Annotated in this window: 23 protein-coding genes and 1 pseudogene; 18 read left to right on the forward strand and 6 right to left on the reverse strand. The window is 69.6% G+C overall.

Translation table 11 applies throughout. From position 1 onward, the window contains the following. Positions 1–114: 114 nt before the first annotated feature. Positions 115–669 (reverse strand): hypothetical protein, encoded by a 555-nt coding sequence (locus ACWD01_RS25520; RefSeq protein ID WP_182327717.1) that lies wholly within the window; start codon positions 667–669, stop codon positions 115–117. 117 nt (positions 670–786) lie between these two features. Between ACWD01_RS25520 and hemL the strand changes: the two genes are divergently transcribed. The 8 genes from hemL (at position 787) to ACWD01_RS25560 (ending at position 9,107) form a co-directional block, all read left to right on the forward strand. Continuing rightward, positions 787–2,103 (forward strand): glutamate-1-semialdehyde 2,1-aminomutase, encoded by a 1,317-nt coding sequence (gene hemL, locus ACWD01_RS25525; RefSeq protein ID WP_451165123.1) that lies wholly within the window; start codon positions 787–789, stop codon positions 2,101–2,103. Between the two features lie 119 nt (positions 2,104–2,222). Beyond that, the gene (locus tag ACWD01_RS25530; protein WP_451165198.1) at positions 2,223–2,870 is read left to right on the forward strand and encodes a histidine phosphatase family protein; all 648 of its coding nucleotides are present in this window, start codon (positions 2,223–2,225) and stop codon (positions 2,868–2,870) included. 220 nt (positions 2,871–3,090) lie between these two features. Continuing rightward, on the forward strand, positions 3,091–4,341 hold the full coding sequence (locus tag ACWD01_RS25535; protein ID WP_451165124.1) for a hypothetical protein: 1,251 nt from the start codon (positions 3,091–3,093) through the stop codon (positions 4,339–4,341). A 68-nt stretch (positions 4,342–4,409) separates the two neighbouring features. Next, positions 4,410–5,009: a TlpA family protein disulfide reductase gene (locus ACWD01_RS25540; protein ID WP_451165125.1), complete on the forward strand. Its 600-nt coding sequence runs from the start codon at positions 4,410–4,412 to the stop codon at positions 5,007–5,009. A 4-nt stretch (positions 5,010–5,013) separates the two neighbouring features. Continuing rightward, positions 5,014–5,778 (forward strand): cytochrome c biogenesis CcdA family protein, encoded by a 765-nt coding sequence (locus tag ACWD01_RS25545; RefSeq protein ID WP_451165126.1) that lies wholly within the window; start codon positions 5,014–5,016, stop codon positions 5,776–5,778. A gap of 2 nt (positions 5,779–5,780) precedes the next feature. Further along, positions 5,781–7,454 (forward strand): cytochrome c biogenesis protein ResB, encoded by a 1,674-nt coding sequence (gene resB / locus ACWD01_RS25550; RefSeq protein WP_451165127.1) that lies wholly within the window; start codon positions 5,781–5,783, stop codon positions 7,452–7,454. Next, positions 7,451–8,554, forward strand: coding sequence for a c-type cytochrome biogenesis protein CcsB (gene ccsB / locus ACWD01_RS25555; RefSeq protein WP_451165128.1), 1,104 nt, complete (start codon positions 7,451–7,453; stop codon positions 8,552–8,554). Before resB ends, ccsB begins: the two co-directional genes overlap by 4 nt. 37 nt (positions 8,555–8,591) lie before the next feature. Further along, positions 8,592–9,107, forward strand: a complete 516-nt coding sequence (locus ACWD01_RS25560) for an SRPBCC domain-containing protein (protein WP_451165129.1) — start codon at positions 8,592–8,594, stop codon at positions 9,105–9,107. Between the two features lie 4 nt (positions 9,108–9,111). Here ACWD01_RS25560 and ACWD01_RS25565 read toward each other — a convergent pair whose 3' ends face one another. Next, positions 9,112–9,561, reverse strand: a complete 450-nt coding sequence (locus tag ACWD01_RS25565) for a nucleoside deaminase (protein WP_451165130.1) — start codon at positions 9,559–9,561, stop codon at positions 9,112–9,114. 14 nt (positions 9,562–9,575) lie between these two features. Next, positions 9,576–9,965, reverse strand: a complete 390-nt coding sequence (locus tag ACWD01_RS25570; RefSeq protein ID WP_451165131.1) for a PLD nuclease N-terminal domain-containing protein — start codon at positions 9,963–9,965, stop codon at positions 9,576–9,578. Positions 9,966–10,055: 90 nt separating this feature from the next. On the opposite strand from ACWD01_RS25570, the gene ACWD01_RS25575 reads away from it, so the two are divergent. The 4 genes and pseudogenes from ACWD01_RS25575 to ACWD01_RS25590 all read left to right on the forward strand — a co-directional run. Further along, the gene (locus ACWD01_RS25575) at positions 10,056–11,507 is read left to right on the forward strand and encodes a menaquinone biosynthesis decarboxylase (RefSeq protein ID WP_451165132.1); all 1,452 of its coding nucleotides are present in this window, start codon (positions 10,056–10,058) and stop codon (positions 11,505–11,507) included. Continuing rightward, entirely contained in the window at positions 11,504–11,971 is a 468-nt protein-coding gene (locus tag ACWD01_RS25580; RefSeq protein ID WP_451165133.1) for a hypothetical protein, read from the forward strand. Before ACWD01_RS25575 ends, ACWD01_RS25580 begins: the two co-directional genes overlap by 4 nt. After that, the gene (gene mqnP / locus ACWD01_RS25585; RefSeq protein ID WP_451165134.1) at positions 11,968–12,888 is read left to right on the forward strand and encodes a menaquinone biosynthesis prenyltransferase MqnP; all 921 of its coding nucleotides are present in this window, start codon (positions 11,968–11,970) and stop codon (positions 12,886–12,888) included. The genes ACWD01_RS25580 and mqnP overlap by 4 nt, the downstream gene beginning before the upstream one ends. A 26-nt stretch (positions 12,889–12,914) precedes the next feature. After that, positions 12,915–13,079 (forward strand): annotated as a pseudogene (locus tag ACWD01_RS25590) (Uma2 family endonuclease); the annotation flags it as partial. A 14-nt stretch (positions 13,080–13,093) separates the two neighbouring features. On the opposite strand, the gene ACWD01_RS25595 reads toward ACWD01_RS25590, so the two are convergent. Further along, positions 13,094–13,687 carry a rhomboid family intramembrane serine protease gene (locus ACWD01_RS25595; RefSeq protein ID WP_451165135.1) on the reverse strand — a complete coding sequence of 198 codons (594 nt, stop codon included), beginning with the start codon at positions 13,685–13,687 and terminating at the stop codon, positions 13,094–13,096. A 107-nt stretch (positions 13,688–13,794) separates the two neighbouring features. Between ACWD01_RS25595 and ACWD01_RS25600 the strand changes: the two genes are divergently transcribed. Continuing rightward, positions 13,795–14,457, forward strand: a complete 663-nt coding sequence (locus ACWD01_RS25600) for a UbiX family flavin prenyltransferase (protein ID WP_451165136.1) — start codon at positions 13,795–13,797, stop codon at positions 14,455–14,457. Here the strand turns inward: ACWD01_RS25600 and ACWD01_RS25605 are convergent. Next, positions 14,454–14,600: a hypothetical protein gene (locus ACWD01_RS25605; protein WP_451165137.1), complete on the reverse strand. Its 147-nt coding sequence runs from the start codon at positions 14,598–14,600 to the stop codon at positions 14,454–14,456. The genes ACWD01_RS25600 and ACWD01_RS25605 overlap by 4 nt on opposite strands. Before the next feature lie 130 nt (positions 14,601–14,730). Between ACWD01_RS25605 and ACWD01_RS25610 the strand changes: the two genes are divergently transcribed. From ACWD01_RS25610 to ACWD01_RS25630, 5 genes are all read left to right on the forward strand, one after another. Continuing rightward, the gene (locus ACWD01_RS25610) at positions 14,731–15,186 is read left to right on the forward strand and encodes an Lrp/AsnC family transcriptional regulator (RefSeq protein ID WP_356897637.1); all 456 of its coding nucleotides are present in this window, start codon (positions 14,731–14,733) and stop codon (positions 15,184–15,186) included. A 50-nt stretch (positions 15,187–15,236) separates the two neighbouring features. After that, complete coding sequence (gene mqnE / locus ACWD01_RS25615; RefSeq protein WP_451165138.1) at positions 15,237–16,400, forward strand: aminofutalosine synthase MqnE; 1,164 nt, start codon at positions 15,237–15,239, stop codon at positions 16,398–16,400. 62 nt (positions 16,401–16,462) lie between these two features. Then, entirely contained in the window at positions 16,463–16,987 is a 525-nt protein-coding gene (locus tag ACWD01_RS25620; RefSeq protein ID WP_451165139.1) for an N-acetyltransferase family protein, read from the forward strand. Between the two features lie 275 nt (positions 16,988–17,262). Further along, the gene (locus ACWD01_RS25625) at positions 17,263–17,559 is read left to right on the forward strand and encodes a DUF4229 domain-containing protein (protein ID WP_451165140.1); all 297 of its coding nucleotides are present in this window, start codon (positions 17,263–17,265) and stop codon (positions 17,557–17,559) included. 295 nt (positions 17,560–17,854) lie between these two features. Continuing rightward, positions 17,855–19,234, forward strand: a complete 1,380-nt coding sequence (locus ACWD01_RS25630; RefSeq protein WP_451165141.1) for a dicarboxylate/amino acid:cation symporter — start codon at positions 17,855–17,857, stop codon at positions 19,232–19,234. A 44-nt stretch (positions 19,235–19,278) separates the two neighbouring features. Here the strand turns inward: ACWD01_RS25630 and ACWD01_RS25635 are convergent, their stop codons facing one another. Continuing rightward, the gene (locus ACWD01_RS25635; RefSeq protein ID WP_451165142.1) at positions 19,279–20,349 is read right to left on the reverse strand and encodes a glycosyltransferase; all 1,071 of its coding nucleotides are present in this window, start codon (positions 20,347–20,349) and stop codon (positions 19,279–19,281) included. Between the last annotated feature and the right edge of the window lie 288 nt (positions 20,350–20,637).

Genomic DNA, 20,637 nt, shown 5'->3' on the forward strand with positions numbered 1-20,637 from the left:
GCACATCGGTGCCTTCACAGCCCTCACTGTGCCCTGGCGGCCTGACGGCCCTGTTCCGCGGATGACGAGGGCGGGGCCCGAAAGCCCCGCCCGAAACTCCACAAAGCTCTTGGGTCAGGGCCAGACCAGGCAGTACGGCTGGTGCCCCGCCTCGTGCAGACGATGGCTGAAATCCTGCCATTCGTGGAGCAGTTGGTAGACGTTGAACGCGTCCCGCGGCCCGCCGCGGTCCGGGACCGTCGACCATATGAACGCCGCCGCGCCCACCGACTCCTCGCCGATGCCGCGCAGCGGGTCGACCACGGTCATCGGCAGCTTCACCACCGCGTAGTCGGGGTGGAGCACCACGAGTTCCAGCGGCGGCACTTTGTTCAGGGGCATGCCCTGGATGCCGGTCAGCACCATCGCGGCTATGGTCTCCGGCTTGATCTTGGTGAACATCCCGCCCATGCCGAGCTCGTCGCCGCCGAGCTCCTCGGGGCGCATCGAGATCGGCACCCGCGCGGCAGTGGCCCCGTCGGGCGCGCCGAAGTATTTGTAGGTCACCCCCACTCGGCCGCTCCTGCCTCCCGCGGGCTCATCTCCTTCGCCTCGCCGGTGCTTTCCGCGCCGGGCAGGCTCAGGACCCAGGTCGTCGGTCCCCTCGCCCAGTCCGCCACCGCGATGCATATCTCCACCCGACCACTCGCAGCCCCCGCCGCGCAACCCGATCATCGTGACAGTGACCTCCCCCACGAACGTGCGGTGAAACACCTGTCCACCAGATCTGTCCGAGCCTCTGAGACCATGGATTCTGTGAGCTTTCCCTATGACGCCCCAGTTTCGCAGACGCTTTTCGACCGCGCGTCCCTCGTGACGCCCGGCGGCGTGAACTCTCCTGTCCGGGCTTTCCGCGCTGTGGGCGGTACGCCCCGGTTCATGGTGTCCGGTACCGGTCCATACCTCACCGATGCCGACGGGCGCGAGTATGTCGACCTCGTGTGCTCGTGGGGACCGATGATCCTCGGCCATTCCCATCCGGCCGTCATCGAGGCGGTGCTGGCCGCCGTGGCCCGCGGCACCTCGTTCGGCACGCCCGGCGAGGGGGAGGTCGCCCTCGCCGAGGAGATCGTGGCCCGTGTCGCGCCGGTCGAGCAGGTTCGGCTGGTTTCGAGCGGTACGGAAGCGACGATGTCCGCCATCCGTCTGGCCCGCGGCTTCACCGGCCGGCCCAAGATCATCAAGTTCGCCGGCTGCTACCACGGCCACGTGGACGCCCTGCTGGCCGCGGCCGGCTCCGGGGTGGCGACGTTCGGCCTGCCCGACACGCCCGGGGTGACCGGCGCGCAGGCCGGCGACACGATCGTGCTGCCGTACAACGATCTGGAGGCGGTGCACGCCGCGTTCCACGCCAACGCCGGGCAGATCGCCTGTGTGATCACCGAGGCGTCGCCCGGCAACATGGGCGTCGTCCCGCCCCGCCCCGGCTTCAACGAGGGCCTGCGGGCCGCTTGTGCGCAGAACGGCGCGCTGTACATCTCCGACGAGGTGATGACCGGTTTCCGCACCTCGAAGGCCGGCTGGTACGGCGTCGACGGTGTCGCGCCCGACCTGATGACCTTCGGCAAGGTCATGGGCGGGGGCTTCCCCGCCGCGGCCTTCGGCGGCCGCAAGGACGTCATGGCGCACCTCGCCCCGGCCGGCCCGGTCTACCAGGCGGGCACGCTCTCCGGTAACCCGGTGGCCACCGCCGCCGGTCTCGCGCAGCTGCGGCTCCTCGACGACGCCGCGTACGAGAAGGTGGACGCGGTCTCGCGGGAGATCCGGACGCTGGTGACCGATGCGCTCGCCAAGGAAGGCGTCGCGCACCGGCTCCAGACGGCGAGCAACATGTTCTCCGTCTTCTTCACGGCGACCGAGGTCAGGGACTACGAGGACGCGAAGAAGCAGGAGGCGTTCCGCTTCAACGCGTTCTTCCACTCGATGCTCTCCCAGGGCGTCTATCTGCCGCCGTCCGCCTTCGAGTCGTGGTTCGTCTCCACGGCCCACGACGAGCGGGCGATCGAGCGGATCGCCGCCGCGCTGCCCGCCGCCGCCCGCGCCGCCGCGGAGGCCACGGCATGAGCGCCTGGCAGAGCAGCGGCTCCGAGCACCACGCGCTCGACGACGCACTGGACCGCGCCGCCGCGGAGGGCGCCGAGGTCCAGCGCGTGTCCGGCGGCGAGATCACGGTCGTGCATGTAATGCGCCACGGAGAGGTGCACAACCCCGACGGTGTCCTCTACGGGCGCCGCAGCGGCTACCACCTCTCCGAGCTCGGCCGGCAGATGGCGGACCGGGTCGCCGAGCACCTGTCGGGACGCGACATCACCCATGTCGTCGCGTCCCCGCTGGAGCGGGCGCAGGAGACGGCCATGCCGATCGCGAAGACGCACGGCCTGACCCTCGACACGGACGAGCGGCTGATCGAGGCGGCCAACGTCTTCGAGGGCAAGACGTTCGGCGTCGGTGACGGCGCGCTGCGCAAACCGGGCAACTGGAAGCATCTGACCAACCCGTTCCGCCCGTCGTGGGGCGAGCCGTACGTCGAGCAGGCCAGGCGGATGATGGCCGCGCTGGACGCGGCACGGGACGCGGCGCGCGGCCACGAGGCCGTGTGCGTCAGCCACCAGCTGCCGATCTGGACGGTCCGCAGCTTCGTGGAGCGCCGCCGGCTGTGGCACGACCCGCGCCGCCGCCAGTGCACGCTCGCCTCGCTGACCACGTTCACGTACGAGGGCGACCGGATCGTGTCCGTGGGCTATACGGAACCGGCCCGCGATCTCGTCCCGGCGCACCTCCTCGCGGGGGCCCGGCCGGTGAAGGGCAAGAGCAAGGCATTCGGCGCGTAGGCGGCCGCCGCTGCTCGTCGATCACCCGGTCAGAAACCAGTCAAGATCGTTCGCCGACGTTAAAGAAAAATAACCAGAAATCCCCGGAACCCTCATGTTCCGCCGCGCATCTGAGCTTGTACCGGTTTGCTGTGCCGGTTCCGTCGCCGGTTCAGTCGCTGGTTCGCTGTGCCGGTTTCAACAGCTCTCCGAGCAAGAGAGAGCGCGGATGGGGGACGACATGCGGGACATCAGTCGAAGGGGTCTGCTCGGGGCGGGGCTTGGGGCCGCGGCCGCGATCGGGGTGGCGGGCTGCGGCTACGGCGGCTCGGGCGGCGGCGGGCACGACGATCCGGCCAAGGGCGGCGGCCCGGGCGAGGGCGGCGCCAGGACCTCTCCGTCGAAGACCCCGGGCCGGCCGATCGGCGACGGTTCCACCGTCGACACGGGGAAGCAGCCGCACCAGCCGCAGAAGCCCGTCCCGCTCGAACCGGGGCAGACGCCGCCGCAATTCGTGATTTTTTCCTGGGACGGGGCGGGCGAAGTGGGCAACGACCTCTTCCCCCGATTCCTCGAAATCGCCAGGAACCACGGGGCGGGCATGACCTTCTTCCTCTCCGGGAACTATGTTCTGCCCGAATCGAAGAAGTCGCTCTACCGGCCGCCCAACAACCCGGTCGGCGCCTCCGACATCGGTTATCTCACCGACGACCACATCAAGGACACGCTGAAATACATACGCCAGGCATGGCTCGACGGCCATGAGATAGGCACCCACTTCAACGGCCATTTCTGCGGCGGCAGCGGATCGGTCGCCAACTGGACGGCCGCGGACTGGCGCAGCGAGATAGACCAGGCTGTGAAGTTCGTCACCGAATGGCGCACGATCAGCGGCTGGCAGGACGTCGAGCCGCTGCCCTTCGACTACCGCAAGGAACTCGTCGGCGCACGCACCCCCTGCCTGCTCGGTCAGGACAATCTGCTGCCGGTGGCCAAGCAGCTCGGCTGGCGCTACGACGCCAGTTCGCCCGGCGGCCGCCAGATCTGGCCGGACAGGAAGCTCGGCATCTGGGACCTGCCGCTCCAGGCCGTCCCGTTCCCCGGCCACTCCTTCGAAGTCCTCTCCATGGACTACAACATGCTCGCCAACCAGTCGAAGAATTCGACCCAGGGCATGCCCTCCCGTTATCCGGCGTGGAAGAAGCAGGCGACCGACGCCTATCTCGCCGGATTCAACCGGGCCTACGAGACCAATCGCGCGCCGTTCTTCATCGGCAACCACTTCGAGCAGTGGAACGGCGGCATATACATGGACGCCGTGGAGGATTCGCTCAAGGGCATGGCCGAGAAGAAGGACGTACGGCTGGTGTCCTTCCGTCAGTTCTGTGACTGGCTCGACGTGCAGGACCCGCAGGTGCTCGCCAAGCTGCGTACGCTCGAAGTCGGTCAGGCGCCGACGGGCGGCTGGAACGCATTCTTTAAGGCGGCTTGACAACGGCCCCAATCGGGCACGCAGGGGGGTGCGGAAGATCGGCGCGGGAGCCATGCGAAACTTTTCACATGAGCCATAGCCGTGCCTCCCGCGCCGCCGTGCTGACCGCCCTGGTCGCCGCGGGCGCGCTCACCCTGTCGGCCTGCGGCGACGGTGGAAAGTCCGGCGGTGGCGGCGACACGAACTTCGTCACCGGCACCGGCGGTATCTCCACCGTCCCCAAGGGCGAGCGCCAGTCGCCCGACAAGCTCGCGGGCGAGACCCTCCACGGCGAGCACCTCGACGTCGCCGATCTCAAGGGCAAGGTCGTCGTGCTGAACGTATGGGGATCGTGGTGCGGGCCGTGCCGTGCCGAGGCGCGCTATTTCTCCGAGGTCGCCAAGGAGACCAAGGCGCAGGGTGTGGAGTTCGTCGGGATCAATACCCGCGACGCCAAGAAGCAGAAGGCGATCAACTTCGAGAAGGACTACGGAGTCGAGTACCCGAGCCTGTACGACCCGATCGGGAAACTGATCGTCAACGGCTTCCCCAAGGGCACGCTGAACCCGCAGGCCATTCCCACCACGATCGTTCTCGACCGTGAGGGCAAGATCGCGGCCCGTTCCCTCAAGGCGCTGGACGACAAGGAACTCCGCAAGATGATCGACCCGCTGATCGCGGAGAAGTGATCCCGTGGAAGTCCTTGCCGCAGCGTCGGAAACGAACGACACGGTGCTCGGCGGCGCACTGCTGCTCGCGCTGCCCATCGCCGTCGTCGCCGGGCTCGTCTCCTTCTTCTCGCCCTGCGTACTGCCCCTCGTGCCCGGCTACCTGTCCTATGTGACCGGGATCAGCGGCACCGACCTGGCGGACGCCCGGCGCGGCCGGATGGTCACCGGCGCGTCCCTCTTCGTCCTCGGCTTCACCGTCGTCTTCGTCTCCGGCGGCGCGCTCTTCGGCTACTTCGGGACGACCCTGCTGGGCCACCGGGAGATCCTGTCCAGGATTCTCGGCGTGCTCATGGTCCTGCTCGGCGTGTTCTTCATGGGCCTGATGCCCTGGCTCACCCAGCGGGAGTTCCGCTTCCACAAGCGGCCGACGGCGGGGCTGGCCGGCGCACCGCTGCTGGGCGCGCTCTTCGGCGTGGGCTGGACGCCCTGCTTCGGCCCGACCCTCACCTCGGTCAATGTGCTCGCGCTCGAGCAGGCGAGCGCCGGCCGCGGGGCCATACTGATGGTCGCGTACTGCCTGGGGCTCGGTCTGCCGTTCGTCGCCGCCGCGGTCGCCTTCCGCAGGGCCCTCGGGGCGTTCGGCTGGATCAAGCAGCACTACACCTGGGTGATGCGGATCGGCGGCGGCATGATGATCGCGACCGGTCTGCTGCTGCTCACAGGCGCATGGGACACCCTGGTGCAGGAGATGCAGGGCTGGTCCAACGGCTTCACGGTGGGGATCTGAGCATGAGCAAGACCGATGAGCGCGAACTCGGCGAGGCCGGGGCGCACCTGTCGACCGCTCCCGTGGAGGAGCGGGCCCCGGACTCCGTCGGCGGTCCCGCGATAGGAGTGACCGGCTGGCTGCGCTGGTTCTGGCGGCAGCTGACCTCCATGCGCGTCGCGCTGATCCTGCTTTTCCTGCTGTCGCTGGGCTCCATCCCGGGCTCGCTGATTCCGCAGAACAGCGTGGACGCGATGAAGGTGGACGCCTTCAAGAAGCAGCACGAGGTCCTGACACCGGTCTACGAGAAGCTCCAGCTGTTCGACGTCTACAGCTCGGTGTGGTTCTCCGCGATCTACATCCTGCTGTTCATCTCGCTCATCGGCTGCATCGTGCCGCGCAGCTGGCAGTTCGTCGGCCAGCTCCGCGGCCTGCCGCCGGGCGCGCCCGGGCGGCTCACCCGCCTGCCCGCCTACACCACCTGGCGGACCGGGGCCGAGCCGGAGGAGGTGCGGGAGGCGGCGCTCACGATGCTGAAGCGGCGCCGTTTCCGTGCCCGTACCGACGGTGACGCGGTCGCCGCGGAGAAGGGCTATCTCCGGGAGGCGGGGAACCTCGTCTTCCATGTGTCGCTGATCGTGATCCTCGTGGCGTTCGCGGCGGGGGTCCTCTTCAAGTCCGAGGGCGGCAAGCTGATCGTCGAGGGCGACGGCTTCTCCAACACCCTCACCCAGTACGACGACTTCAAGTCCGGTTCGCTGTTCCACGCCGACGAACTCGTGCCGTTCAGTTTCACCCTGGACAGCTTCACCGGCACGTACGAGAAGAACGGTCCGCAGCGCGGCACGCCCCGCACCTTCGAGGCCGCCGTGACCTGGTCCAAGGGCGGCGGACCCGAGCGGAAGTCGGTCATCGAGGTCAACAAGCCGCTGGACGTCGACGGCACCAAGGTCTATCTGCTGGAGCACGGCTACGCGCCCGTGGTGACCGTCCGCGACGGCAGGGGCAAGGTCGTCAGCAGCGAGGCCGTACCGCTGCTGCCGATCGACGCCAACGTCTCGTCGACCGGCGCGATCAAGGTGATGGACGGCTACCGCGACAAGAACGGCAAGCGGGACCAGCTCGGCTTCGCCGCGTTCTTCGTGCCGACGTACGGCGGTGAGAACAGCGGCCAGATGTTCTCCCAGTTCCCCGGGCTCGAGTACCCGGCGCTCAGCCTCGGCGCCTTCCACGGCAGCCTCGGTGTCGACGCCGGCCTGCCGCAGAACGTGTACCAGCTCGACACCAGCAAGATGAAGCAGTTCAAGGACGCCGACGGCAACAGGCTCACCGAGCGCCTGCTGCCCGGCGAGACCATGGAGCTGCCCAACGGCGCAGGCTCGATCACCTTCGAGGAGGAAGTGAAGGAGTGGGCCAGCTTCCAGATCTCGCAGCAGCCCGGCAACGGCTGGGCGCTGACCGGCGCGATCGCGGCCATCGCCGGTCTCGCCGGGTCGTTGTTCATCCAGCGCCGCCGGGTCTGGGTGCGGGCCGTACGCGGTGAGGACGGCGTGACCGTCGTCGAGATGGCCGGCCTCGGCCGCAGCGAGTCGGCGAAGCTCCCCGAGGAGCTGACCGAGCTCGCCGCCACCCTCCATGCACAGGCGCCGACCGCGCCTGAACCCGTAGAAGTTCCTGCCGAAGGGGCCAAGGAGTGACTCTCGCCGCCGCAACCAACGCGAACCTGGCCGAGATCAGCAACTACCTGATCTACTCGTCGATGGCCGTCTACACCCTGGCCTTCTTCGCGCACATCGCCGAGTGGACGCTCGGCAGCCGCAGCAAGGTGGCCCGTACCGCCGCCGCGCTGACCGCCCCGGCCGGGAAGAGCGCGCCCGAGGCGCCGAAGGTCCGGGTCAAGGGCGGCGGCACCGCCGTCCTGGAGAAGCCGAAGGCCGCTGAGCAGCCGAAGGTCGTCACCCGTGCCGCGCACGGCGCCCGTGACGTACCCGACGGGCCCGGCGCGCACGGCGGCACCGAGAGCGGCGACCTGTACGGCCGGATCGCGGTCTCCCTCACCGCGCTCGCCTTCCTGCTCCAAGCGGCCGGTGTCGCCACCCGCGCCCTGTCGGTGCAGCGCGCGCCGTGGGGCAACATGTACGAGTTCTCGACGACGTTCTCGACCGTCGTCGTCGGCGTGTACCTGGCGCTGCTCCTCGCCAAGAAGAACGTCCGCTGGGCGGGTCTGCCGCTGGTCACCACCGTGCTGCTCGACCTCGGCATCGCCGTCACCTGGCTCTACACGGAGAGCGACCAGCTCGTCCCGGCACTCGACTCGTACTGGCTGTGGATCCACGTCTCCACCGCGATCTTCTGCGGCGCGGTCTTCTACCTGGGCGCCGTCGGCACGGTGCTGTACCTGTTCCGCGACTCCTACGAGAACAAGCTGGTCCAGGGCGGCAAGCCGGGCCGCTTCGCCACCTCGGTCCTGGAGCGGCTGCCCGCCTCCGCCTCCCTCGACAAGTTCGCCTACCGCGTCAACGCCGCCGTCTTCCCGCTGTGGACGTTCACGATCATCGCGGGCGCGATCTGGGCCGGCGACGCGTGGGGCCGCTACTGGGGCTGGGACGCCAAGGAGGTCTGGTCGTTCATCACCTGGGTCGCCTACGCCGCCTATCTCCACGCCCGCGCCACCGCCGGCTGGAAGGGCCGCAAGGCCGCGTACCTGGCGCTGATCGCCTTCGCCTGCTGGCTGTTCAACTACTACGGCGTGAACATCTTCGTGAACAGCCTGCACTCGTACGCGGACGTCGATTGAGTTAGCGCCCGCGCCGCCGCGGGGTGACGCTGGATGCATGAGTGACGTGATCCCCCACGGCACCGTCGAGACCCGGGACGACGGCACTCGCCTGCTGCGGTACGAACTGCGCCTGCCGCATCCGGTGATCCGGGTATGGGCCGCCGTGGCCACCCCCGAAGGCCTGCCGGCCTGGCTCTGCGCCGCCGACGTACTGGAACCGAGAGTCGGCGGCGCGGTCACGCTCCGCCGGCTCAACGCCTCCTCCGAGGAGCGCCACACCGTCGCGGACGGGCGGGTGACCGCCTGGGACGTGGAACGCGTCGCCGAGTACACGGTCTCCGGCCACGGCCGCATCCGCTTCCACCTCGAACCGCACGGCGACAGCGGGACCGTGCTGCGCTTCACCAACGAACTGCGCTGCGACGACGGCGTCCTCCCGGACCGCCTCGCCTGCTGGCACAACCACTTCGAGCTGCTGGTGGACGCCCTCGAAGGCAGGCCCATGACCGACTGGGCCCTCTGGACGCCGAAGCGCCGGCGGCAACTGCGGGACGCCTACGCGACCGCGTGAGCGCTCAGGCGCCGATGTCCTCGTGCCACAGCTCGGGCCGGGCCGCGACGAAGTCGCGCATCATCGCCGTGCACCCGGCGTCGTCCAGCAGCACGATCTCCACGCCGTGCCCGGCCAGCCAGTCGTGGCCGCCGTGGAAGGTCTCCGCCTCGCCGATCACCACCCGCGAGATGCCGAACTGCCGTACCAGCCCACTGCAGTACCAGCACGGCGACAGCGTCGTCACCATCGTCGTCCCGCGATAGGAACGCTGCCGCCCGGCGGCCCGGAAGGCCGCCGTCTCCGCGTGCGCCGACGGATCGCCGTCCTGCACCCGCCGGTTGCGGCCCCGGCCCAGCAGCGCCCCGTCCGCCCCGTACAGCGCGGCCCCGATGGGAATCCCGCCCTCCCGGAGCCCGGCGCGCGCCTCGGCCACGGCGATCTCCAGCCACGCCTCGTATCCGCCGTGCGCCATGGCTCTCCTCCCGGTCAGGACTTGTCGCCCTCGCCACCCTGTTCGCGCTTCTTCAGCTCCTCCTCGCGGCGGCGCAGGTCCGCCTCCCAGTCCTTGAGGACCGATTCGTCCTTCTTGTTCTCGTCCTTGAGGGACTTCAGGAAGTCCGGGTTGTCGTCCGGGGCGACCCACTGGGTGCGGTGGTTGCGGTGCCACTCCGAGGGGGTGCGGCCGCCCGCCGGGGCGTGCCGCGTCTTGCCGGCGGCGAACCAGACGATCGGGCCGACGATCCAGAAAAGCAGGATGATGAACACCCAGGCCAGCTTGGGCAGATGCTTGGCCTCGTCCTCAGGCGTGTTCAGGCAGTCGACGAAAGCGTAGATCGTCAGTGCCAGCGGCAGGATGTACATCAGTGCCCTGAGCATGTGGGACAGCCCCCTGGAGACATAGGCGGGGCGGCGTTTCCCCGGCCCCGGTGACGGGGCCAGGGTAGCGGGTGCCCGATACTTGACCCCATGGCTTACGACGATCTTCGCTCCCTGCTCCGGGCGCTGGAGCGCGAGGGCGACCTCAAGCGCATCAAGGCCGAAGTCGACCCGTATCTCGAGGTCGGGGAGATCGTCGACCGAGTGAACAAGGCCGGCGGCCCGGCGCTGCTCTTCGAGAACGTGCGCGGCTCCGCGATGCCGCTCGCGATGAACGTGTTCGGCACCGACCGCCGTCTCCTCAAGGCGCTGGGCCTGAAGTCGTACGCGGAGATCAGCGAGAAGATCGGCGGACTGCTCAAGCCGGAGCTGCCGCACGGCTTCGTCGGGGTCCGCGAGGCGTTCGGCAAGCTCGGCTCGATGATGCACGTGCCGCCGAAGAAGGTGAAGGACGCGCCCGTGCAGGAGGTCGTCCTGCGCGGCGACGACGTCGACCTGGACATGCTGCCCGCGCTGTTCACCTGGCCCGAGGACGGCGGCTCCTTCTTCAACCTGGGCCTCACGCACACCAAGCACCCCGAGACGGGCGTGCGGAACCTCGGCCTGTACCGGCTCCAGCGGCACGACCGCCGGACGATCGGCATGCACTGGCAGATCCACAAGGACAGCCGCAACCACTACGCCGTCGCCGAGCGGCGCGGCGAGCGGCTGCCGGTCGCCATCGCCTTCGGCTGCCCGCCGGCCGTGACGTACGCCTCGACCGCGCCGCTGCCCGGCGACATCGACGAGTACCTGTTCGCCGGCTTCGTCGCGGGGCGGCGGACCGAGATGGTCGACTGCAAGACCGTGCCGTTGCAGGTCCCCGCGAACGCCGAGGTCGTGCTGGAGGGCTGGCTGGAGCCGGGGGAGATGCTGCCCGAGGGCCCCTTCGGCGACCACACCGGCTTCTACACGCCGCAGGAGCCGTTCCCGGCACTGACCATCGACTGCGTCACGATGCGCGAGCGGCCGCTGCTCCAGTCGATCGTGGTGGGCCGGCCGCCGACGGAGGACGGGCCGCTGGGCCGTGCCACCGAGCGGTTCTTCCTCCCGCTGCTGAAGATCATCGTGCCGGACATCGTGGACTACCACCTGCCGGAGTCGGGCGGCTTCCACAACTGCGCGATCGTCTCGATCGACAAGAAGTACCCGAAGCACGCGCAGAAGGTGATGCACGCCATCTGGGGCGCGCACATGATGTCGCTGACCAAGCTGATCGTGGTGGTGGACAAGGACTGTGACGTCCACGACCTGCACGAGGTCTCGTGGCGCGCGCTCGGCAACACCGACTACGCCCGCGACCTCACCGTCGTCGAAGGCCCGGTCGACCATCTCGACCACGCGTCCTACCAGCAGTTCTGGGGCGGCAAGGCGGGCATCGACGCGACGAGGAAGCTTCCGGAGGAGGGCTACACGCGGGACGGCGGCTGGCCGGAGATGGTCGAGTCCGATCCCGCGACGGCGGCGCTCGTCGACCGCCGCTGGAAGGAGTACGGCCTGTGAGCCCCGTCGCGGTGGGCGGGCCCGCCCTCTTCATCGGCACCGAGACCGACTACGTGGCCCTGGTGCGGCCCGAGCTCGACCCGGCCGACCCGGGGGTGCGGCTGGCCGCCGAGCAGGCGGGCGTCGCGCCCGAGGAGTTCGCCGGCGCCGGTGACACCTGGGCGGTCCTGTTCGAGACCGACGGCGAGGGCGACGGCTTCGAGCTGCCCGGTGTGCGCGACGCGGAACCCGCCGGCTTCGCGGAGCGGCTGCGTGCCGAGCTCGCCGCGGCGTCCGGGCCGTTCACCGTCGACGGCGCCGTGCTGCGGCTGGAGGCGCTGCCGGCCGGCGCGGACGCGTACGCCTTCACGGCGCACCTCACCCCGCCGGAGGACGACGGGGCGCGGCCGACCGTGGAGACGGGGCCGCTGCCCGTCGCCGGTCTGCTGGCCGACCTCGACGCGTTCCTCGGGAGCCTCGCATGACCACCGCCGACGGCGTCGTGGAGCCGGGCCCGGCTCCGCAGCCCACCGGGAAGGTGAAGGCCTTCCTGCGGCTGGTGATGATCGAGCACTCGGTCTTCGCGCTGCCCTTCGCCTACATCGCCGCGCTCACCGCGATGTTCCGGGCGGACCGGAGCGTCCACTGGGTGGAGCTGCTGCTCGTCACCGTCGCGATGGTGGGCCTGCGGACCTTCGCGATGGCCTGCAACCGGATCATCGACCGAGAGATCGACGCCCGTAATCCGCGGACGGCGGGGCGCGAGCTGGTCACCGGCGCGGTGTCCGTCCGCTCGGCGTGGACGGGGGCGCTCGTCGCGCTCGTCGTCTTCCTCGGCGCGGCCGCCCTGCTCAACCCGCTGTGTCTGGCGCTGGCGCCGGTCGCGGTCGTGCCGATGGTGGTCTATCCGTACGGCAAGCGGTTCACGAACTTCCCGCACGCGATCCTCGGCCTGGCCCAGGCGATGGGCCCGGTCGGCGCGTGGATCGCGGTCACCGGGGCCTGGTCGTGGGACGCGGTGATCCTGGGGCTCGCCGTCGGCGTCTGGATCGGCGGCTTCGACCTGATCTTCGCCTGCCAGGACGTCCAGGCCGACCGCGCCCACGGCGTGAAGTCGGTCCCGGCTCGCTTCGGCATCCCGGCGGCGCTCCACGGCGCCCGCGGCTCCCACGTCGTGACGACCGGCCTGCTGGTCTGGTACGCCCTGGCGACGGACGCGGGCGTCCTTTTCTGTGCGGGCCTGGTGATCGTCGCGGCGGCCTTCCTCTACGAACACACGATCGTCCGCCCGCACGACCTGTCGCGCCTGAACAGGGCGTTCTTCACCGTCAACGGGTTTATCGGCGTTGCCCTCTTCGTGTGCGCGCTCCTCGATCTCGTGGTCCGGGGTCTGACCGTCTGACCAGCGTTCGGCCTACCAACGAGTGCATGGACAGGGAGGCCGACGTGACCGTCTCGGAGAGCGACCGCCTGCACTCACAGCTCAGCCGGTTCGAGGACATGTTCCCCGGGTATCGGGTGGAGATCGTCGAGGGCAACATCGTGATGAGTCCGGTCAAGCCGCACCATGCCGAGACGATTCGGCGTGTGTGGAACAACGAGAGGCCCTAGGCCGGGGGCCGAGCGCGGTGGAAGAGAAACGCCGCCGCGACGCCCGCCAGGAGGCCGAAGAGGTGGCCCTGCCAGCTCACGCCGGTGTCGGTCGGCGCTATGCCGAGCCCGATCGAGCTGCCCCAGACCGCGCCGACCGCCAGGCCGACGGCAACCTGCCACATGCTGCGCTCCACGAACCCGCGCACCACCAGGTAGCCGAAGAGGCCGAAGACGAGGCCGGAGGCGCCTGCCGTATTGGCACCGGACGGGGAGAACAGCCACACCCCCAGGCCGGACACCAGGATGATCACCAGTGACACGACGAGGAAGCGGCGGATGCCGCCGAGCGCGGCGAGGAAGCCGAATATCAGTAGCGGAACGCTGTTGGCCGCCACGTGGTCGAAGCCGAAGTGCATGAACGCGGCGGGCACCACGTCGGCCAGCTCGTCGGTCTGCCGGGGAGTGATGCCGTAGGCGTCCAGCGCGTGGCCCGAGGCCACGTCGATCCCTTCGAGCGCCCACAGCAGTGCCACCCAGGCCAGCATGAGCAGGGCCGCGGCCTTCGCGCGGTCGGAGCCGCGCCACTCGGTGAGTTCCGTACGCGCCATCCCTGCCCCCTGCGGTGTGTGCGCCCTGCTGTGAGAACGTCTTGCACACCGTGGTCAGTTCCGCTCCGGCCCCGCCGGATAGGCTCGACGGTGTGGAGCAGCGGGAAATGAAGAGTCGCCGGCCGTGGGTCGTGGGGGTGTCAGGTGCTTCCGGCACGCCGTACGCGGCAGCCGTGCTGCGTGGATTGCTGGCCGCGGGCGAGAGCGTGGACCTGGTGGTCAGCCGGGCCTCGCGGCTGACGCTGCTCGACGAGACCGGGGTCGCCTTCCGGGACGCGCACTGGCGGGACGACCTGCGGCAGTGGCTGGCCCGGGGCGCCGACGGGAAGCCGGACCGGTTCGACGCCGATGTGTCGGACGTGCAGTACTGGGCGGCCGGAGACCTCGCCGCCGGCCCGTCGTCGGGGTCGTACCCGGTGAAGGGGATGCTGATCGTGCCGGCGTCGACGGCCTGTGTGGCGGGGGTGGCGCTCGGGCTCTCGAAGGACCTGCTGCAGCGTGCGGCGAGTGTGACGCTCAAGGAGCGGCGCGCTCTGGTGGTCGCCGTGCGGGAGACGCCGCTGAACGGGCAGACGCTGAAGCATCTGGTCACGCTGGACGAGGCGGGCGCCGTGGTGCTGCCCGCCTCTCCGGCGTTCTACGCGGGTGCGACGCACATCCAGGATCTGGTGGACTTCGTCGCGGGGCGGGTGCTCGACGCGGCAGGGGTGCCGCATCGGCTGTACCGCCGCTGGGAGGGGGAGCTCGGTGGCGGCTCCGCGGGTGATTAGCGCTTCTTGCCGGTGCGCGGTGCGCGGGTCCGGTCGACCCGGTGCGCGGCGGCGGGCTGATGGGCACGCGAGCGGTTGGCCAGCTCCTGCAGCTGTCGCATGTGGGCGTGGGCCATCTCGATCGTGTACACGGTGAGTGTCAACTCCTGTATGGATCGTGATCCTGTGGGACCAGCTGTGATCGTTTGAGTGATTCGCAGGGTGTCGGCCCTGCATGCCTTAGATTCTACACGTAAACTTGCGGTATCGCTGAATAATGGAAGGCTTGAGTCTATGGACGCCGTGGACAGGCAGCTCATCCAGGCCCTGCGCGAGAACGGCAGAGCTTCGTACGCCGAGCTGGGACGGCTGGTGGGGCTCTCCGGCCCCTCTGTCACCGACCGCATCAACCGCCTCGAGGCGGCGGGCGTCATCACCGGGTACCGCGCGACCGTCGACGCCGCCTCGCTCGGCCTCGGCGTCACCGCCCTGATCGGCATCTCGCTCTCCGACGCCGCCGACCACGACGACGTGGCCCGCCGGCTGAAGGACCTCGCCGAGATCGAGGACTGCTGGTTCATCGCCGGCGACGACTCGTTCATGCTCAAGGTCCGCTCCGACAACGTGGACGGACTGGAGAAGACGATCCGCCGGCTCTCGGGAACGCGCGGCGTCTCCCGTACGCGTACCACCATCGTGCTCTCCACCAAGTGGGAGAACCGGGTCGGCGACCTGCCCGAGGAGAGCTAGGGATACCGTTGGTGGAGCCCGATCGGTACATGTATGGGAGGCGGCCCGAAGTGGACGCAGGACTCAAGCGCGAGCTCGAGGAGAAGGTCCGGGCCGGTGAGCGGCTGACGCGTGAGGACGGCATTGCCCTCTACGCGTCGGACGACCTGGCATGGCTCGGCGGGCTGGCGCACGAGGTGCGCACCCGCAAGAACGGCGACGTCGTCCACTTCAACGTCAACCGCCACCTCAACATGACCAACGTGTGCACCGCGTCGTGCGCGTACTGCTCGTTCCAGCGCAAGCCGGGCGAGAAGGATGCGTACACCATGCGCATCGAGGAGGCCGTCCGCCTCGCCAAGGCGATGGAGGGCGAGAACCTCACCGAGCTGCACATCGTCAACGGGCTCCACCCGAACCTGCCGTGGCGCTACTACCCGCGCTCGCTCTCCGAGCTCAAGAAGGCCCTGCCCGACGTATCGCTGAAGGCCTTCACCGCCACGGAGATCCATCACTTCGAGACCATCTCCGGGATGTCCGCCTCGGACATCCTCGACGAGCTGATCGAGGCCGGTCTGGAGTCGCTGACCGGCGGCGGCGCCGAGATCTTCGACTGGGAGGTCCGGCAGCACATCGTCGACCACCGCACCCACTGGGAGGACTGGTCGCGCATCCACCGCCTGGCGCACGAGAAGGGCCTCAAGACCCCGTCCACCATGCTGTACGGGCACATCGAGGAGCCCCGGCACCGGGTCGACCACGTGCTGCGGCTGCGTGAACTGCAGGACGAGACCGGCGGCTTCCAGGTCTTCATCCCGCTGCGCTACCAGCACGACTTCGTGGACATGCAGGACGGCAAGGTCCGCAACAGGCTCCAGGCCCGCACCACCATGGCGACCGGCGCGGAGGCGCTGAAGACCTTCGCGGTCTCGCGTCTCCTCTTCGACAACGTCCCGCACGTCAAGGTCTTCTGGGTGATGCACGGCGTGCAGACCGCGCAGCTCGCCCTCCAGCACGGTGCCGACGACATGGACGGCTCGGTCGTCGAGTACAAGATCACTCACGACGCGGACAACTACGGCACGCCGAACAAGCTGACCCGCGACGATCTGCTCGACCTGATCCGCGACGCCGGCTTCCGCCCCGTGGAGCGCAACACCCGCTACGAGATCATCCGTGAGTACCCCGGCCCGGACGCCGACCGCCGCGAGTCGCCGCAGCCCATGCGCCTCTGAACGGCGTCTCGTCCTCTGGAAGCCCCGGCTGCGGCCGGGGCTTCTTTTCCTACGCTGCGCACATGGCACTCACCTTCGAACTCGACCCGCCGGGCGGGGACGACCTGCGCGACGGCGTCATCGCGCTCTGGACGGACGTCAGCAACGCGGGCGGCGCCGTCGGCTTCGTGCCGCCCGTGACCACGCAGGACATCCGGCCCGAGTGGCGCAGGCACCTGACGGCCATCGCGGAGGGGCGGATGCGCCTCCTCGTCGGCCGCGACGAGGACGGCCGGATCGCGGCCACCGCCTTCCTGGCGTACAACACCCACCGGCTGATGACGCACTGGGTCTGGCTCTACACGGTGATGGTCCACCCCCGGCACCAGGGCAAGGGCTACGGCCGTGACCTGATGGCCGCCGCGGCAGAGGCCGCCCGCGGCTCCGACGGGATCGAGGCGATACGCCTCACCTGCCGCGGCGGCTCCGGAGCCGACCGCTTCTACGCCGCGTGCGGATACAAGGAGGTTGGCCGGGTCCCCGGCGCGATCAGGGTCGCCGACGGCGACGACCGGGACGACGTGATCATGCTGCTGCCGCTTGGCTAGGGTCTCTCGTTTGGATCAGGCCGGATCAGTGAGCGGGGTCTGGTGCATGGGGTCTCCCCAGGCCCGCCAGGGCCGAGGGGACGCATCGCAAGGCGGAGGAAGGAGTCCACGCGGAGCGTAGGCGACTGACGACAACGCAGCGAGGTGCGGTGCCAGGGCACGCGAGCCCGGCAAGATCCGAACGAGAGACCCTGGACCCTCCCGGCGGGGCGGCCGCGGGGGGCGTGCTTCACTGGAACCGGCACCCACGTCGTACGCAAGGAAGAAGGCCCGCCGTGTCCGCTGCAAGGACGAGCGCCGCGATCCGGTACACCGCACTGCGTCTGGCGATCTTCGTCGGATGCTTCGTCGTCGTGGCCGGGCTGGTCCAGATCGGCGCGCTGCCGAAGGGGCTCGGCGACTCCAACTTCGTCTGGGTCGTGCTGCTCTCGCTGGTGCTCTCCGCGCCGCTCAGCTTCGTCCTGCTGCGCAAGCAGCGCGACGCGATGTCCGAGCAGATCGCCACCAAGGTGGACAGTGCCAAGGCCCGCCTGGAGGCCAACCGCACCCAGGAGGACGGCCTCGCCCGGTAGGGCACGGGGAACAGGGGGAACAGGGGCCCGCTGAACGCTCCCAAAGGACAGCTTTGAGTATCCATAAGTTGAAGTGTTAACGTGTTCGGCATGAAGACAGCAGTGCGCCACCACGCCGCGAGCATTCCGCTCGTGGCGCGCCTGCATGTCGACCTGTGCCGCTGTATGTCCGCGGTCTGTTGCCGGTAGCCCTTCGCGCCACCCGGCACCACACTGCGGCACCGCGCCTTCGCGCGCCCGGGCGCCGCACCCCGTCCCCCTGTACTTCGCTTTACGTCATCACTGGAGTGCGTCCGTGTCCGCGAACACCGCGTCCACCCCTGCCGGAAATACGTCCGGCTCCGGTTTCCGCATACCCAAGGTCCCCTTCTGGGCCCAGATCGTCGCCGGTCTGGCGCTGGGCGTGCTGCTCGGCTGGCTGGCCCGCAGCCAGGACATCGCCTGGCTGAAGGACACCCTCGACCAGATCGGCTCGATCTTCGTCCAGTTGCTGAAGCTGGCCGTCGCGCCGCTCGTCTTCTTCGCGATCCTGGTGTCCATCACCAATCTGCGGAAGGTCAACAACGCCGCCCGGCTGGCCACCCGCACCCTGCTCTGGTTCATGATCACGTCGCTGATCGCCGTGGCCCTCGGCCTGGTCATCGGCCTGCTCACCAATCCGGGCGCGGGCACCGGCCTCACCCCGAAGGACGGGCAGAAGCCGGAGAACGCCGGATCCTGGATCGACTTCCTCACCGGCATCGTCCCGACGGACGTGATCACGCCGTTCACCGAGCTCGAAGTGCTCCAGATCGTCTTCATGGCCGTCGTCGCCGGTGTCGCCGCGCTGAAGCTCGGTGACCGCGCCAAGCCGATCCTCGCGCTGAGCGAGTCGGTCCTCGAACTGCTGCAGAAGGCGCTGTGGTGGGTCATCCGCCTCGCCCCGATCGGCACCGTCGGCCTCATCGGCTTCGCCATCGCCGACTACGGCTGGGACCTTACGGCCAAGTACGCCACCTTCACCGCCGACGTCTACATCGGGTGCGCCCTGGTCATGTTCGGCGTCTACCCGCTGCTGCTGGCGACCGTCGCCAAGGTGAACCCCCTCCAGTTCTTCAAGGGCGCCTGGCCCGCCATCCAGCTGGCGTTCGTCTCGCGCTCCTCGGTCGGCACCATGCCGGTCACCCAGAAGGTCACCGAGCGTCTCGGTGTGCCGAAGGACTACACGAGCTTCGCCGTCCCGTTCGGCGCGACGACCAAGATGGACGGCTGCGCCGCCATCTACCCGGCGCTCGCCGCGATCTTCATCGCGCAGATCTTCGACGTGCAGCTCGGCATCCAGGACTACCTGCTGATCGCGTTCGTCTCCGTCGTCGGCTCCGCCGCGACGGCCGGTCTGACCGGCGCCACCGTCATGCTGACGCTGACCCTGTCGACCCTGGGCCTCCCGCTGGAGGGCGTCGGCCTGCTGATGGTGATCGACCCGATCCTGGACATGATGCGCACCGCCACCAACGTCACCGGCCAGGCGCTCGTTCCGGTCATCGTCGCGGCCCGGGAGCGGATCCTCGACCGTGACGCGTACAACTCCGCGACGTCCTCACCGATCGACGACATCGACGCGGACGCGGACGCGGACGCCGGCTCCGGCGCGGTGGAGGCCGGGCAGCAGGCGCCCGTGCCGGTCCCCGCGTAACCCGGTCGGCAGCCGCCGCAACCCAGGGCCGTGGGCCTCTCCCGTCAGCGGGGGAGGCCCACGGCCTTCTTGCGCGACGGGACCCGCCCCTGCGCGAACCGCCGGTTGACCACGGTCTGCCGGCGGTAGACGTCGGGCAGGTCCGGCATCGCCAGCAGCCGGTCGCAGGCGCGCAGCGACGCGGCGTACTCGCCCACCCAGTACGCGGTGATCGAGAACTCGAACAGCAGCCCCCAGCGGTAGACCCACGGCTGGGTGAAGAGCAGATCGTCCGGCTGCGGCCGGTCGAGGCCGGCGGAGGCGAAGGCGTGCGCCGCGTGATGACGGCCGCGGCGCCGCAGCCCCGAGGCCAGTTCGTAGCACGCCTCGAGCCGCTGCGGGCGGGCCTCCCAGGCACGCGAGAGGACGTCCATCGCGGCGGGCCAGTCGTCCGACCGGGCCCGCAGCACCCCGGCCTGGAGCAGCGCGCAGTACACCTCCTCAGCCCAGCCGCCCATGCCGGCGCGGCGTTCGTAGAGGGCGACGGCCTCCGCTGTCCGGCCCATGTCGCGCATCGTCTGGGCCAGATAGAAGACGGTGCGGGTGTTGGACGGGTCGCGCTCCAGCTCCGCGCTCAGCAGCCGGGCGTCGCGCTCGAACTTGTCGTGGCGGGAGCCGCCGTCGGCGTGGTCCTCGATGACGAGGGCGTCCAGGTTCCGCTGGGTGTGGCCGCGGTCGGGCGTGAGGTATTCGTGGGTGACGCCCTCGTACCGCCACGGGAGGCTGCCGCGCACCAGGCGCTTGATGCGGTACTCGGTCGCGCCCTCGTGGCGGAGCAGATACGCGTCCGCGGTGAGGCGGGGCAGCGGGGAGTCCCGGCGCAGGACCAGGTCCGCGTCGAGGAGCAGCAGATAGTCGGCCTTGCCGCGGGCCTGCCGGATGTTCAGGCTCCGGTTGTGCCCGAAGTCGACCCAGGGCTCCTCGCGGAGCTCGCCGGGGATGCCCGCGAGCGCCTTGCGGATCAGGTCCTGGGTGCCGTCCGTCGAGCCGGTGTCGGAGATGACCCAGGTGTCGATCAGGCCCTGCGCCGAGGCCAGGCAGCGCTCGATGACGCCCGACTCGTTCTTGACGATCATGCACAAGCAGATGGAAGGCTTCACCGCTGCAACCCTCTGTGGCCGGTCGGTTCGCGGGTGACGGTAGAGGGCGGCGGTCCCGGGGCTGTCGGAGCCACGCCGTGGCGTGTGACGCGTTCGCCGGTGCGCACGGCCGGAGGTGTGCAGGCGGTGGGCCGATGTGCTGACAGCGGGGGGGCGGTGGCGTCCATCGCCGTGCCGCTCGTTCCCTCGGGCGCGCTCGAGTACAGGGCGGTGCTCCACGCCGGCGTCGCCTGTGCGGGCGTCCGGGGCCCTGATTCGCCGACC

The organism is Streptomyces sp. NPDC002835, assembly GCF_053591995.1.

Excerpts from the sequence above, each read along its gene's own strand:
- hemL (WP_451165123.1), top strand. The coding sequence starts at position 787 with ATGGATTCTGTGAGCTTTCCCTATGACGCCCCAGTTTCGCAGACGCTT.
- ACWD01_RS25620 (WP_451165139.1), top strand. The coding sequence starts at position 16,463 with ATGGCACTCACCTTCGAACTCGACCCGCCGGGCGGGGACGACCTGCGC.
- ACWD01_RS25635 (WP_451165142.1), bottom strand. The coding sequence starts at position 20,349 with ATGATCGTCAAGAACGAGTCGGGCGTCATCGAGCGCTGCCTGGCCTCG.
- ACWD01_RS25560 (WP_451165129.1), top strand. The coding sequence starts at position 8,592 with ATGAGTGACGTGATCCCCCACGGCACCGTCGAGACCCGGGACGACGGC.
- ACWD01_RS25570 (WP_451165131.1), bottom strand. The coding sequence starts at position 9,965 with ATGCTCAGGGCACTGATGTACATCCTGCCGCTGGCACTGACGATCTAC.
- ACWD01_RS25575 (WP_451165132.1), top strand. The coding sequence starts at position 10,056 with ATGGCTTACGACGATCTTCGCTCCCTGCTCCGGGCGCTGGAGCGCGAG.
- ACWD01_RS25600 (WP_451165136.1), top strand. The coding sequence starts at position 13,795 with ATGAAGAGTCGCCGGCCGTGGGTCGTGGGGGTGTCAGGTGCTTCCGGC.
- ACWD01_RS25565 (WP_451165130.1), bottom strand. The coding sequence starts at position 9,561 with ATGGCGCACGGCGGATACGAGGCGTGGCTGGAGATCGCCGTGGCCGAG.
- ACWD01_RS25520 (WP_182327717.1), bottom strand. The coding sequence starts at position 669 with ATGCATCGCGGTGGCGGACTGGGCGAGGGGACCGACGACCTGGGTCCT.
- mqnP (WP_451165134.1), top strand. The coding sequence starts at position 11,968 with ATGACCACCGCCGACGGCGTCGTGGAGCCGGGCCCGGCTCCGCAGCCC.
- ACWD01_RS25530 (WP_451165198.1), top strand. The coding sequence starts at position 2,223 with ATGCGCCACGGAGAGGTGCACAACCCCGACGGTGTCCTCTACGGGCGC.
- ACWD01_RS25540 (WP_451165125.1), top strand. The coding sequence starts at position 4,410 with ATGAGCCATAGCCGTGCCTCCCGCGCCGCCGTGCTGACCGCCCTGGTC.
- ACWD01_RS25610 (WP_356897637.1), top strand. The coding sequence starts at position 14,731 with ATGGACGCCGTGGACAGGCAGCTCATCCAGGCCCTGCGCGAGAACGGC.
- resB (WP_451165127.1), top strand. The coding sequence starts at position 5,781 with ATGAGCAAGACCGATGAGCGCGAACTCGGCGAGGCCGGGGCGCACCTG.
- ACWD01_RS25535 (WP_451165124.1), top strand. The coding sequence starts at position 3,091 with ATGCGGGACATCAGTCGAAGGGGTCTGCTCGGGGCGGGGCTTGGGGCC.
- ACWD01_RS25595 (WP_451165135.1), bottom strand. The coding sequence starts at position 13,687 with ATGGCGCGTACGGAACTCACCGAGTGGCGCGGCTCCGACCGCGCGAAG.